The sequence below is a fragment of the Micromonospora sp. NPDC049799 genome (assembly GCF_040656655.1).
In the GTDB taxonomy this organism is placed as follows: Bacteria; Actinomycetota; Actinomycetes; order Mycobacteriales; family Micromonosporaceae; genus Micromonospora.
This window is the reverse complement of the sequence record NZ_JBFAMU010000108.1, coordinates 1-13,032: the sequence shown is the minus strand read 5'-3', so window position 1 is coordinate 13,032 and position 13,032 is coordinate 1. Positions and strand designations below refer to the sequence as shown.

The following is a 13,032-nucleotide window of genomic DNA, read 5'->3' as shown; positions in this document are numbered from 1 at the left end:
GCCGAGGTCAGCCTGCGGTCCGCGGTGGCCAGCGCCGCCCTGGAGGGGTACGCGAACGACCGTGAGGCGGTCCGCTCGGGCACCGTCACCGAGCCTCGTGGACGGGCCGCTGCGGCGCTACCGGGTCGCCGTGGAGGCGGGCACCGGTCAGGATGCCGGCGCCTTCGCCGCCACCGTCGACGCCGTCCTGGCCGATCCGCGCGGCTGGACCGCCACCGGGGAGCTCCGGGTGCAGCGCGTGTCCGACGTCGACGCCGCCGACTTCACCGTCTACCTCGCGACGCCGGGCACCTCGGAGCAGATGTGCGCCGAGGGCGGGTTGAGCACCGAGGGCTACACCTCCTGCCGGCTCCCCGGGCAGGTCGTCCTCAACCTGGCCCGGTGGATGGAGGCGGTACCGGACTACGGCGCGCCGCTCGCGGTCTACCGGGAGTACGTGGTGAACCACGAGGTCGGGCACGAGTTCGGCGAGGGGCACGAGGCATGTCCCGGCCCGGGAGAGCCCGCGCCGGTCATGCAGCAGCAGACGTACGGCCTGGACGGCTGCGAAGCGAACGCCTGGCCCTTCGTCGACGGTAGCCGGTACGTGGGCGAGCCGGTCGACGGCGTGTAGGGGCGGGTGTCGGAGGGGTCCCGGAGCGCGCCGCCGTTATTCCCGCTCCCGGAGTGCGGACGACGTGTCCCTCCTCATGGCCGCGGGTGCGGCCGGCGAGTGACAATGGCTCGGTTCGCCATCAGCCGATCCCGGGGAGTCCACCGTGTCGCTGCCCCCGCTCGTCGAGCCCGCCGCCGAGCTGACCGTTGACGAGATCCGCCGCTACTCGCGCCACCTGATCATCCCGGATGTCGGGGTCGAGGGGCAGAAGCGGCTGAAGAACGCCCGGGTGCTCTGCGTCGGTGCCGGCGGCCTCGGCTCGCCGGCTTTGATGTATCTCGCCGCCGCCGGGGTGGGCACCCTCGGCATCATCGACTTCGACACCGTCGACGAGTCCAACCTCCAGCGCCAGATCATCCACGGCGTCTCCGACGTCGGCCGGTCCAAGGCCGAGTCCGCCGCCGCCTCGATCCGCGAGATCAACCCGCTGGTCAACGTGGAGATCCACAACACCGCGCTGGACCGGGAGAACGTCCGGGACATCTTCTCCCGGTACGACCTGATCGTCGACGGCACCGACAACTTCGCCACCCGGTACATGGTCAACGACGCGGCGGTGCTGCTCGGCAAGCCGTACGTCTGGGGGTCGATCTACCGGTTCGACGGCCAGGCGTCGGTGTTCTGGGCCGAGCACGGCCCGTGCTACCGCTGCCTCTACCCGGAGCCCCCGCCGCCCGGCATGGTTCCCTCCTGCGCCGAGGGCGGCGTCCTGGGCGTGCTGTGCGCCTCCATCGGCTCGATCCAGGTCAACGAGGCGATCAAGCTGCTCGCCGGCATCGGTGAGCCGCTGGTCGGCCGGCTGATGGTCTACGACGCCCTGGAGATGTCCTACCGCAAGATCAAGGTGCGCAAGGACCCGAACTGCGCGCTCTGCGGCGAGAACCCCACGGTCACCGACCTGCTGGAGGACTACGAGGACTTCTGCGGCGCCGTGTCGGTGGAGGCCCAGGAGGCGGTGGTCGACGCGACCATCACCGCGCTGGAGCTGAAGGAGTGGCAGGATGCCGGCAAGGACGTCTTCCTGGTCGACGTCCGGGAGCCGGCCGAGTACGAGATCGTCCGCATCCCCGGCTCGACCCTGATCCCCAAGGGCGAGATCATCTCCGGCGAGGCGCTGTCGAAGCTGCCGCAGGACAAGCAGATCGTGCTGCACTGCAAGTCGGGCGTCCGCTCCGCCGAGGCGCTCGCCGCGCTGAAGGCCGCGGGCTTCCGGGACGCGGTCCACGTCCAGGGCGGCGTGCTGTCCTGGATCAAGCAGATCGACCCCTCCCTCCCCGCGTACTGAGAGGGAAGGAAGGGCCCCTTCTCAACGCCTGGCGTAGAGGAGGGGCCCTTCTTGACGCCTCGGCCGGTCCGCTACCCGATTCACCGAAGCGGGATCGCGTCTCCGCCGGTAGCGTGTCCGCCGTGGTGGACATGGACGCCGCGATCGGGTTCGTCGTGGCACACGGAGACGCGGTGGACCGTGCGCGGCTCTCCCGGCTGCGCAGCGGCACGGCTCCGGCGCCGGACCTGCTCGACGTGGCCGAGGGCGGTCAGACGCCGGACGGCGGCTGGCCCGCGTACCTCGACGGGTCGGTGGCGTCGGTGGACGCCACCTGCTTCCGGCTCGCGGAGCTGGACGACCTGGGTGCGCTCGGCCGGCCCGCGGCCCGGCGGGCACTGGACTGGCTGGCCTCCCGACAGCTTCCCGACGGCGGCTGGCACGAGGACGCCGCCCTGGCCGAGACCGCGCCGGAGTGGGCGCGGCCGGGAGACCCGGAGGCCGGCTTCTACCTGACCGCCAACGCCGGCTTCTGGCTGACCGTCGCCGGCCTCGACGCTCGGGCCGCCGGGCCGCTGGACCACCGGGTGGGTGGGGTGTACGCGGGCGTCGTGCACGCCGCCGCGCAGTCCCTCGTGGCCCGGCTCAACCCGGACGGCAGTTGGCCGTCCTTCCTCGCCGCCGGCTGGCTGAGCGCGGCGGTCCTGCACCGGCAGCACATGTTCCAGGAGTCGGCCCGTATCCAGGTCGCGCTGGCCGATCGGGTCGCGGACATGTCCCCGGCCGACGTGGCCTGGCTGGCCGCCACCCTGCGCCGCGTCGAGGTCGAGGAGCACGACTGGGTGGTGGTGCGGGCCCGCCGCCGGCTCACCGAGACACAGCGCAGCGACGGCGGCTGGGAGAGCGACGACGGGCACCAGTTCGACGTGCACACCACCCTCGCCGCGATCCGCGGCTGCCGCTGATCAGCTCCGCAGGTGCCCGTCGCCGGTGACCACGTACTTCGTGCTGGTCAGTTCCGGCAGCCCCATCGGGCCCCGGGCGTGCAGCTTCTGCGTGGAGATGCCGATCTCCGCGCCGAAGCCGAACTCGCCGCCGTCGGTGAACCGGGTCGACGCGTTCACCATCACCGCCGCCGCGTCCACGCGGGCCACGAACTCCCGCGCCGCCGCCTGCGAGTCGGTGACGATCGCCTCGGTGTGCCCGGTGCCGTACCGGCGGATGTGCGCGACCGCCGCGTCCAGCGAGCCCACGACGGTGACCGCGATGTCCGCCGACAGGTACTCGGTGGCGAAGTCCTCGTCCGTCGCGGGCACCACCGCGTCCGAGAACCGGGCGACCTCCTCAGAGCCGTGCACGGTCACCCCGGCCTCGGCGAACGCGGCGAGCATCGGGGGCAGGAAGGCGTCCGCGGCGGCGGCGTGCACCAGCAGCGACTCCGCCGTGTTGCAGGTGGAGAGCCGCTGGGTCTTGGCGTTCAGCGTGATCGCGACGGCCTTGGACACGTCGGCGGCGGCGTCGACGTAGACGTGGCAGTTGCCCACGCCGGTCTCGATCACCGGCACGGTGGACTCCTCCACCACGGTCCGGATCAGCGACGCGCCGCCGCGCGGGATCAGCACGTCCACCAGGCCCCGGGCCCGCATCAGCTCCTTCACCGAGTCGCGGGAGGTGGCGTCGAGGAGTTGCACGGCGTCGGCCGGCAGGCCCGCGTCGGCGACGGCGTCGCGGAGCACCGCGACCAGCGCGGCGTTGGAGTGCGCCGCCGACGAGGAGCCGCGCAGCAGCGCCGCGTTGCCCGACTTCAGGCAGATGCCGGCGGCGTCCACGGTCACGTTCGGCCGGGCCTCGTAGATGATGCCGACCACGCCGAACGGCACCCGCACCTGGCGCAGTTCCAGCCCGTTGGGCAGCGTCGAGCCCCGGACCACCTCGCCCACCGGGTCGGGCAGCGCGGCCATCTGCCGCAGCGCGTCGGCGATGCCCGCCACGCGCCCCGCGTCGAGGGCGAGCCGGTCCAGCACGGCCGCGCTCAGCCCGGCCTCGCGACCCGCCGCCAGGTCCGTCGCGTTCGCGGCCAGGATCTCCGGCGTACGCGCCACCAGCGCGTCGGCCATCGCGACCAGCGCGGCGTCCTTGGCCGTACGCGTGGCGACCGCCAGCGTCTCCGCCGCCACCCGAGCCCGGCGCGCCTGCTCGACGACACTCATCCCTGCACTCCTCACAACAGCACCAGGTCGTCGCGGTGGACGACCTCCCGTTCGTACGCCGGGCCGAGCGCCGCGGCGAGTTCACCGGTGGAGCGGCCCAGCAGTCCGGGCAGCTCCACCGCGTCGTAGTTGACCAGCCCCCGGGCGACCGGTGCGCCCTCGGCGTCGACCAGGTCGACCGGGTCCCCGGCGGTGAACGTGCCGTCCACGGCGGTGATGCCGGCCGGCAGCAGCGACTTGCGCCGGCCGACCACGGCCGCGACCGCGCCCGGGTCGAGGTGCAGCCGCCCGCGGGGCGAGGTGGCGTGGGCCAGCCAGAAGAGCCGGGCGGCCGGGCGTTGGCGGCTGGGATGGAAGAGGGTGCCGACCGGCTCGCCGGCCAGGGCGGGGGCGGCCATCGGCGCGGCGGTGAGCACCACCGGGATGCCGAAGCCGGTGGCGATCCGGGCGGCCTCCACCTTGGTGACCATGCCGCCGGTGCCGACGCCGGCGCGGCCGGCCCCGCCGATGTCGATGCCGGCCAGGTCGCCCTCGCCGCGTACCTCGGTGATCCGGGTGGCGCCGGGCCGCGTCGGGTCGCCGGTCCAGAGGGCGTCGACGTCGGAGAGCAGCACCAGCAGGTCGGCGTCGACGAGCGCGGCGACCAGGGCGGCGAGCCGGTCGTTGTCGCCGAACCGGATCTCCTCGGTGGCGACCGTGTCGTTCTCGTTGACGATCGGCACCGCGCGCAGGTCGAGCAGCTTGCGCAGCGTCCGGTACGCGTTGCGGTAGTGCGCCCGCCGGGTCACGTCGTCGACGGTGAGCAGGACCTGCCCGACGGTGAGCCGGTGCCGGGCGAAGGCGGTCGCGTACCGGCCGATCAGCAGGCCCTGCCCGACGCTGGCGGCGGCCTGCTGGGTGGCCAGGTCGCGCGGACGCCGGGGGAGCCCGAGCGGGGCGAGGCCGGCCGCGATCGCGCCGGACGAGACCAGCACGACCTCCCGGCCGCCGGCGGCGAGCGCGCCGAGGGTGTCCACGAGCGCGTCGACCCGCCCGTCGTCCAGACCGCCGGTGGCGGTGGTCAACGACGAGGATCCGATCTTGACGACGACCCGCCGGGCCGTCGTGACCATGTCGCGCACCTGCCCATTCTGCGTGGTCGGTCCCGCGCCGCCCGGCCGCGTTCCCATATCGTGGCGCGTCGTGGGACCTGAGGAGTACGTCGAGGCGGTGCTGGAGCTGGTCGAGCGGATCCCGCCGGGCCGGGTGATGTCGTACGGGGCGGTCGCCGACGCGCTGGCCGACCGGTCCGGGCGGGCGTCCGCCCGGCTGGTCGGCTCCATCATGGCGCGGCACGGGGGCGGGGTGCCCTGGCACCGGGTGGTGGCCTCGTCCGGCCGGCTGCCGCCGGGGCACGAGCGGGAGGCCCGCGCCCGGCTGCTCGCCGAGGGCACCCCGCTGCGCGGTACCGGGGTGGACATGCGCAGGGCGAGCTGGCTCCCCGAAGAGGGGATGTGACCGGCGCCATAACGTGAGTAACATTCGGGCCCATGGACGCGCCGCCGGCTGGAACCGGCTCGCCCGCCGTCGGCACGCCGCCCCCGACCGTGGGCCCGACGGCCGACCGCCTGCCGCGCGGGGTCCACGCGGGCTACGCGCTCGGATCGCTGGCCACCGGCGCGTTCGGCACCGTGCCGGGGCTGTTGCTGCTGCCGTACCTGACCGACACTCTCGGCGTCGCCGCCGGCGTGGCCGCCCTGCTGGTACTGCTGCCCAAGGCGTGGGACGTGCTGGTGAACCCGGTCGCCGGGCGGATCTCCGACCGCACCCGCTCGCGCCGGGGCGCCCGCCGGCCGTACCTGCTCGGCGCCGGCCTGGCCCTGGCCGTGCTCTTCGCGGCCATCTTCGCCGCACCGTTCGGCACCGGTCCGGCCGCCGGCGCGTACGTGGCGCTGGCCTTCCTCGCCACGGCCACCGCGTTCGCGTTCTTCCAGGTCCCGTACGTGGCGATGCCGGCGGAGCTGACCGGCGACTACGCCGAACGTACGCGGATGATGACCTGGCGGATCGCGGTGCTGGCGCTGGCGATCCTGGTCTCCGGCGCGGTGGCCCCGCTGGTCCGCGACGCGGGCGGCGGTGGCGTGCCGGGGCACCGGTGGATGGGGTTGTTCGTGGCCGGGCTGATCGTGCTCGGCGCCGTCGGCGCCTACCTGGGCACCCGCTCGGCACCGACGGGCACGGTGGGGGAGAGCGAGCCGACGCTGCGCGCCCAGCTGCGGGTGGCGGGTCGCAACCGGCCGTTCCGGGCACTGCTGCTGTGCTTCGTGGTGCAGTCCGCCGGGGTGGCGACCATCCTCGCCGGAGTCGACTACTTCGCGACCCAGATCCTCCGGAATCCGGACGGCGGGCCGACCGTCCTCTTCGTCTGCTTCGTCGCGCCGGCCCTGCTGGTGATGCCGTTGTGGAGCCGGGTCGGCCGGCGGTACGGCAAGCTCGCCGGCCTGGTCGCCGCGTCGCTGATCTTCGCGGTGGGTGCGTTGGCCCTGGTCGCCGCCCCGATCCTGCCGGCCGTCGCGGTCTACCTGCTGGTGGCGCTGATCGGCGTCGGGTACGCCGGCCAGCAGGTCTTCGCCCTGGCCATGCTGCCGGACTGCATCGCGTACGACACGGCGCGCACGGGCCGGCGGCAGGCGGGCGTCTTCACCGGACTGTGGACGGCGGGGGAGACGTTCGGTCTCGCCCTCGGGCCGGGTCTGTTCGGGCTGATGCTCCAGTTGACCGGCTACGTTTCCTCGGACACCGGCGAGGCGGCGACCCAGTCCGGGACGGCCCGCCTCGGCATCCTCCTCGGCTTCACCGTCCTTCCCGCCCTCCTGGTCGGCGCGGCGGTCCTCCTGCTCCGCCCGTACGACTTGACCCCGGCCCGCCTGGCGGGCGCGCATCCGCACGGAAGGGGCACCACCACTTCATGACCGACGACGAGACGAGCGCGCTGCCCGTGCACGGGGTGCCCGCCGACGACGTGCTCGCGGAGGTACGGGCCCTGCGGGAGCGGGACCGGCCGACGCACGGCGGGCGGCTGTTCGCGTACGTGTACGACCCGGCGGTGCCGGGGCTGGACGACCTCACCGCCGCCGCGCACGCGGCGAGCGCGCACGTCAACGGGCTGGACCCGACCGCCTTCCCATCCCTGCTGGCGATGGAGAACGCGCTGGTCGGCGCCGCCGCCCGGCTGCTCGGCGGCGGCCCCGGCACCGCCGCGCCGGACGTGGTCGGCAGTGTCACCGGCGGCGGCACCGAATCGCTGATCCTGGCCGTGAAGGCCGCCCGGGACGCGCACCCGGAGATCACCGCGCCCCGCATCGTGGTGCCGGCCAGCGCCCACGCGGCATTCGCCAAGGCGGGGCACTACCTGCGGGTGGCGGTGGACACCGTGCCCGTGTCCGCGGACACGCTGCGCCCCGACCCGGCCGACGTGGCCGCCGCGATCGGCCCGGACACCGTGCTGGTCGCCGCCTCCGCACCCTCGTACGCGCACGGCGTCGTCGACCCCGTCGGGCCGATCGCGGAGGTGGCCGCCGCCGCCGGGGTGCGCTGCCACGTGGACGCCTGCTTCGGCGGATGGGCCCTGCCCTGGCTGCGCCGTCTCGGCGAGCCGGTCCCACCGTTCGACTTCGCCGTACCCGGGGTCACCTCGATCTCGGTGGACCTGCACAAGTACGCGTACGCGCCGAAGGGCGTCTCGGTCCTGCTGCACCGGGACCCCGCGCTGCGCGCACCGCAGTACTTCGCGTACGCCGACTGGCCCGGGTACACGATGGTCAACCCGGTGATCGCCTCCACCCGCTCCGGCGGGCCGATCGCCGCCGCGTACGCCACCCTGCGGCACCTCGGCGAGGACGGCTACCTGCGGCTGGCGGCGGCGACCCGGGACGCGGTGGCCGGGCTGGCCGATGCCGTGCGGGCGGCCCCCGGCCTGCGGCTGATGGCCGAGCCCGAGTCGACCGTGGTCTGCTTCACCGCGACCGGGGACGGCCCGGACCTCTTCGTGCTCGTCGACGAGCTGGCCGCCCGGGGCTGGCACACCCAGGCGCAGCTCTCCTACGCCGACCTGCCGCCGAGCGTGCACCTCACGGTCACCGCGTCGGTCGCGCCACAGGTGGCCCGGTTCGGCCCGGACCTGGCCGAGGCCGTCGCCGCCACCCGGGCGGCCGGACCGGTCCGGCTCCCGGAGGAACTGCGCGCCCTCGCCGCTTCGCTGACCCCCGAGTCACTCACCCCGGACCTGGTCGCCGGGCTGGCCGCCGGCCTCGGCCTCGTCGGCGGGGCGTCGGTCGGTGCTGAGGCGGCGGGCGCCGAGGGGCCGGTCGGGCGGATGTCGGTGGTCAACACCCTGCTCGACAACGTGTCGCCGGCGCTGCGGGAGCGCCTGCTCGTCGAGTTCGTCGGGCTGCTCCAGCGCCCCGCCTGGCCCACGCACTGACGGCACCGTCCGTACGGGGACGGGGCAGTGCCGCGGACGGATTTCCGAGACAATGCACGAGCCGCACGGGGCAGGCAAGAGACATTTACCTACATCTATGTGACTAAACGGCGGTTTTGTCGAATTACCCGTCTTCCTAGGCTCATCTCATCGATTCCTACTCACGGGGAGAGCAGAGATGAGCGTTCGGAAGACGATGGCGGCCGGTGCGCTGGCCCTGGTCGGGCTGGCCCTCGGTCTCGGCGGCGTGGCCGCGACGGTCTCGGCGATCGGTCCCGGCCCCGGCGCCCCGAGCCCGATCGGTCCCGGCCCGGGCGCGGCCCAGGCCTGATCGGTTCCGGCCCTTCGGTAGCCGAGGTGTGAACGGCGCCGCCGGTCCGGGTGCGGACCGGCGGCGTCACTGTCGAAACCGGTGCCCGGTGCGCTGCAGGCGTGCCGGGCACCAGCGTGTCGGCCGCCGGATCCGGGTCGCGACCCGGGCCCGGACGGCCCGCCGGCAGGTCGGCTGTAGGTGGGCCGGGCCCGGACGCAGAGGTCCCCGGCCACGCCCTGTGGTTGACTGTCGTCTCGAAGGACATGCGAGGGAGGCCCGAGGTGCAGCTACCGGCCGTGCTCGGCGAGCCGATCCGGTTCGTGCTGAACTGGGGCCGCCGCTACTCGCTCTGGGTGTTCAACTTCGGGCTCGCCTGCTGTGCGATCGAGTTCATCGCCACCAGCATGGGCCGGCACGACTTCATCCGACTCGGCGTGATCCCGTTCGCCCACGGTCCCCGGCAGGCTGATCTGATGGTCGTCTCCGGCACCGTCACCGACAAGATGGCACCGGCGATCAAGCGCCTCTACGACCAGATGCCCGAGCCGAAGTACGTGATCTCGTTCGGCGCCTGCTCGAACTGCGGCGGCCCCTACTGGGACTCGTACTCGGTCACCAAGGGCGTCGACCAGCTCATCCCGGTCGACGTCTACGTGCCCGGCTGCCCGCCCCGGCCCGAGGCGCTGCTGCACGGCATCCTGCGGTTGCAGGAGAAGATCGCCGCCGAGCGGTCCGGCATCGGTGGGGTGTCCCGCCCCGACGCCCTCGCCTCGCCGGTCGACGCGCCGCCGAGCGACGCCCTCCCGCGCACCGCGGCGTCCCTGACGGCCCCACCGGTGCGCCCGCCGAACCCCTGAGTCGCGCCACTCACCGGCTCGTCGCCGCGAGCCGACAGGTCGGACCGGACGATTCGATCGGGCGAGGGTCGCCGGTGGCGTACGGGGGTTAACCTGCGCCGCATGAGCAACTCCGCGGACCGGCGTTCCGCCCACATCGTCGATGTGCTCACCGAGGAGTTCGGTGAGTCGATGGCCCTGGACCCGGCGGCGTTCCGCCGCAAGTTCCGCAAGATGGCGGCGTCGCCGTTCGCCTTCTACCGGGGCAGCGCCGCCCTCTTCTACGCCGACCAGCGCGGTGACTTCGCCGACGACGCGTTCCTCGACGAGCGCACCAGCCGGGTCTGGATCCACGGCGACCTGCACGCGGAGAACTTCGGCACGTACATGAACGCCTCCGGGCAGCTGGTGTTCAACGTCAACGACTTCGACGAGGCGTACGTGGGTCCCTTCTCCTGGGACCTGAAGCGCTTCGCGGCCAGCGTGGCGCTGCTCGGCTACGCGAAGGCCCTCTCCGACGCGGTGATCGGGGAACTGGTCGAGACGTTCGCCCGCGCGTACCTCGCCGAGCTGCGGGCCATCGCCACCGGCGGCGACGACGCCATCGGCTCGATCACCCTGGACACCGCGGACGGCGTGCTGCTGCGGGTGCTCCAGCAGGCCCGGCTGAACACCCGGGTCGAGCTGCTCGCCACGCAGACCACCATCGACAACTACGAGCGGCGCTTCTCCCTGAGCGACGGGGTCTTCGAGATCGACAAGGACACCCACGACACGGTCTGCGCCGCGTACGAGGCGTACCTGGACACCCGCCCGTCGTCGGCGGCGAAGCTGCGTCCGGTCGCCGCGCAGATCAAGGACGTGGTGCTGCGCAAGGGCGTGGGCATCGGCTCGGCCGGCCTGCCGTCGTACAACCTGCTGCTGGAGGGGCACACCCAGGCGCTGGAGAACGACGTCGTCCTCTACATGAAGCAGGCCCAGGTGCCGGCGGTGGCGCGGCACGTCACCGACGAGTCGGTCCGCGGCTACTTCCGGCACCAGGGGCACCGCACCGCCGAGTCGCAGCGGGCCCTCCAGGCGTACGCGGACCCGTGGCTGGGCTACACCGAGCTGGACGGTGTCGGGCAGCTCGTCGCCGAGGTCTCCCCGTACGCGGCGGACCTGGACTGGGCCGACGTCAACGAGCCGGAGGAGCTGACCGGCGTCGTCGGTCACCTGGGCCACGCGGTCGCCCGGATGCACTCGGTCGCCGACGACGAGTCCAGCCACGACCTGGTCGACTACTCAACCGAGGAGGCCATCGTGGCGGCGGTGGACGCCGACGAGGAGGGGTTCGTCGCCCACCTGGTCGACTTCGCCCACGCGTACGGCGCCCGCGCCCGCACCGACCACCAGCTCTTCGTCGACCTCTTCCGCAACGGCCGCCTCCCCGGCATCTGAGCGGTCGACAGCGGGCCCGCGCGGGATGCGGGTCCGCCGTCGCCTCAGGAGGTGAAGTCGAGGACGACCTTGATGTCGTCACCGGTGTGCTGGTACGCCATCGTGAAGTCCGACATCGGTACGCGGCGGGTGATCAACCGGTTGAGCCACGACTGTTCGGCCCGGGCGAGCGCGTCGGCGGCCTGGTCCCAGTGCCGCCGGTTGGCGTTGACCGAGCCGAAGACGACGTTGTTCTCCAGCACCAGGGACCGGTTCAGGGCCCCGGCGTCGAAGTCGATGGTCCGGCCGCCGCTGGACACGCCGGTGAGGCAGACAATGCCGGTCGGCCCGACCTTGCACATGGCGTCCAGCACCACCGTCGGCGCGCCGGTGCACTCCACCACCACGTCCGGCTCGAAGTCCAACTCGTTGACCGGAACCGTGTGGTACGTCGCGCCGAGCGCCCGGACCAGGTCCGGTTTGACCCCGGTCGTGCTCCGGTCCAGCACGTGCACGTTCAGCCCGCGCTGGGTGGCGAGCAGCGCGGCGAGCAGGCCGATCGGTCCGGCGCCGGTGACCAGCACGGTCTGCGGCTTCCACTCGGTGCGGGCGCCGATCCGCTCGATGTGGTCCCACGCCTTGGCGACCACGCTGGTCGGTTCCAGCAGCATCCCCACCGGGGCGAGGACCGGGTCGAGACCGACGGCGAACTTCGGCTGCACCCGCCACCGGTCCCGGGCGAAGCCGGGCAGCCCCTTGATGCCGTGCTCGGTGTACCGCCCGTTGCGGCACATGTCCCACTCGTCGACGGCGCAGCTCGGGCAGGGCAGCGGATCGGGGTGCCGTACCACGCCGGCCACCAGGTCGCCGACCTGGAGCGTGCCGGTGGGGTCGTCCAGCACCCGGCCCAGCGACTCGTGCCCGATGACCAGCCGGTCCTGGCCGGGCGGCGCCTCGCCGTAGTGCGCCTGGATGATCTCCTGGTCGGTGCCGCAGATGCCCACGGCGAGTGCCTCGACCAGGATCGCGCCCTCCTCGGGGGCCGGCTCGGGCCAGTCGTCGTTGAGGAGCAGCGAGTCGGGGACACCACAGGACACAGTCACGGCGCGCACGGCCTCATCTTTCCCCGGTCGGTCGCCGTCCGCCGGGCGAATGCCGCAGATGCCCGCTGTCGCGCGGGCGGCCCGACACACCTCGGGGGTGCCGGCCATAGGATCAGCGGCATGACTCCGGAAGAGGTCGGCCAGCGGATGGTCGCGCTGCTCGCACCGGTCGAGGCGACGCCGTCGGTGTCCGGCGGTCAGGCGTACGCCCGCGCCACCGTCGACGTACCGGCGGCGAACTGGTCCGACGCGCTCCGTGCCGCCCGCGACGACGCGGAGCTGGCCTGCGACTTCTTCGACTGGCTCTCCGCCGTCGACGAGCTGACCGGCGGGTTCGACGTGGTGGTCCACCTCTGGTCCACCACGCGCCGGCACGGTCTCCTGCTGCGGACCCGGGTGCCCCGCGAGGCACCCACCGTCGCCTCGGTGGTGGAGGTGTTCCCCGGCGCCGCGTGGCACGAGCGGGAGACGCACGAGATGTTCGGTATCGACTTCGCCGGGCACGACGGGCTGCTGCCCCTGCTCCTGCCGCCGGAGTTCGAGGGGCACCCGCTGCGCAAGGAGTTCGTGCTCGCCTCCCGGGTGGCCAAGCCGTGGCCGGGCGCGAAGGAACCGGGCGAGTCGGGGGCCGGGGGCGGGCGTCGCCCGATCCGGCCGCCCGGCGTACCGGCTCCGGGGGAGTGGGGTACCACCCCGACGCCGGCCGGCGCCGGTGGTGTCGGTGAGGGGCCGCGCGGCGGCGTGCCGGCCCGCCCGGCCCGGGAACGGCC

Annotated in this window: 13 protein-coding genes and 1 pseudogene; 11 read left to right on the top strand and 3 right to left on the bottom strand. The window is 73.6% G+C overall.

Features of this window, described 5'->3' with window-relative positions; translation table 11 throughout:
* From AB0I76_RS11505 to AB0I76_RS11490, 4 genes and pseudogenes are all read left to right on the top strand, one after another.
* A pseudogene (locus tag AB0I76_RS11505) lies at nucleotides 1–126 on the top strand (oxidoreductase); the annotation flags it as partial.
* The gene (locus tag AB0I76_RS11500) at nucleotides 98–613 is read left to right on the top strand and encodes a DUF3152 domain-containing protein (RefSeq protein WP_357033475.1); all 516 of its coding nucleotides are present in this window, start codon (nucleotides 98–100) and stop codon (nucleotides 611–613) included. The pseudogene AB0I76_RS11505 and the gene AB0I76_RS11500, both read left to right, overlap by 29 nt.
* A 145-nt stretch (nucleotides 614–758) precedes the next feature.
* Complete coding sequence (gene moeZ / locus AB0I76_RS11495; protein ID WP_357033470.1) at nucleotides 759–1,940, top strand: adenylyltransferase/sulfurtransferase MoeZ; 1,182 nt, start codon at nucleotides 759–761, stop codon at nucleotides 1,938–1,940.
* Nucleotides 1,941–2,071: 131 nt separating this feature from the next.
* Entirely contained in the window at nucleotides 2,072–2,884 is an 813-nt protein-coding gene (locus AB0I76_RS11490; RefSeq protein ID WP_357033473.1) for a prenyltransferase/squalene oxidase repeat-containing protein, read from the top strand.
* Here the strand turns inward: AB0I76_RS11490 and AB0I76_RS11485 are convergent, their stop codons facing one another.
* Both AB0I76_RS11485 and proB read right to left on the bottom strand, forming a co-directional pair.
* Nucleotides 2,885–4,129 carry a glutamate-5-semialdehyde dehydrogenase gene (locus AB0I76_RS11485; protein ID WP_357033467.1) on the bottom strand — a complete coding sequence of 415 codons (1,245 nt, stop codon included), beginning with the start codon at nucleotides 4,127–4,129 and terminating at the stop codon, nucleotides 2,885–2,887.
* An 11-nt stretch (nucleotides 4,130–4,140) separates the two neighbouring features.
* Nucleotides 4,141–5,298, bottom strand: coding sequence for a glutamate 5-kinase (gene proB, locus AB0I76_RS11480; protein WP_357033464.1), 1,158 nt, complete (start codon nucleotides 5,296–5,298; stop codon nucleotides 4,141–4,143).
* Nucleotides 5,299–5,311: 13 nt separating this feature from the next.
* Here proB and AB0I76_RS11475 point away from each other — a divergent pair, with 13 nt between their 5' ends.
* The 6 genes from AB0I76_RS11475 (at nucleotide 5,312) to AB0I76_RS11450 (ending at nucleotide 11,180) form a co-directional block, all read left to right on the top strand.
* Nucleotides 5,312–5,626 (top strand): MGMT family protein, encoded by a 315-nt coding sequence (locus AB0I76_RS11475; protein WP_357033461.1) that lies wholly within the window; start codon nucleotides 5,312–5,314, stop codon nucleotides 5,624–5,626.
* 32 nt (nucleotides 5,627–5,658) lie between these two features.
* Nucleotides 5,659–7,080, top strand: coding sequence for an MFS transporter (locus AB0I76_RS11470; RefSeq protein ID WP_357033458.1), 1,422 nt, complete (start codon nucleotides 5,659–5,661; stop codon nucleotides 7,078–7,080).
* Nucleotides 7,077–8,591 carry an aminotransferase class V-fold PLP-dependent enzyme gene (locus AB0I76_RS11465; protein WP_357033456.1) on the top strand — a complete coding sequence of 505 codons (1,515 nt, stop codon included), beginning with the start codon at nucleotides 7,077–7,079 and terminating at the stop codon, nucleotides 8,589–8,591. The genes AB0I76_RS11470 and AB0I76_RS11465 overlap by 4 nt, the downstream gene beginning before the upstream one ends.
* A gap of 178 nt (nucleotides 8,592–8,769) precedes the next feature.
* Entirely contained in the window at nucleotides 8,770–8,922 is a 153-nt protein-coding gene (locus AB0I76_RS11460; RefSeq protein ID WP_357033452.1) for a hypothetical protein, read from the top strand.
* 263 nt (nucleotides 8,923–9,185) lie between these two features.
* Nucleotides 9,186–9,761 (top strand): NADH-quinone oxidoreductase subunit B family protein, encoded by a 576-nt coding sequence (locus AB0I76_RS11455; RefSeq protein WP_357033449.1) that lies wholly within the window; start codon nucleotides 9,186–9,188, stop codon nucleotides 9,759–9,761.
* A 102-nt stretch (nucleotides 9,762–9,863) separates the two neighbouring features.
* Nucleotides 9,864–11,180 (top strand): DUF2252 domain-containing protein, encoded by a 1,317-nt coding sequence (locus tag AB0I76_RS11450; protein WP_357033446.1) that lies wholly within the window; start codon nucleotides 9,864–9,866, stop codon nucleotides 11,178–11,180.
* 44 nt (nucleotides 11,181–11,224) lie between these two features.
* On the opposite strand, the gene AB0I76_RS11445 is transcribed toward AB0I76_RS11450, so the two are convergent.
* Nucleotides 11,225–12,271 (bottom strand): glucose 1-dehydrogenase, encoded by a 1,047-nt coding sequence (locus AB0I76_RS11445; RefSeq protein WP_357033443.1) that lies wholly within the window; start codon nucleotides 12,269–12,271, stop codon nucleotides 11,225–11,227.
* A gap of 111 nt (nucleotides 12,272–12,382) precedes the next feature.
* Between AB0I76_RS11445 and AB0I76_RS11440 the strand changes: the two genes are divergently transcribed.
* On the top strand, nucleotides 12,383–13,032 hold a 650-nt coding region (locus tag AB0I76_RS11440; protein ID WP_357033441.1), incomplete at its 3' end, for an NADH-quinone oxidoreductase subunit C.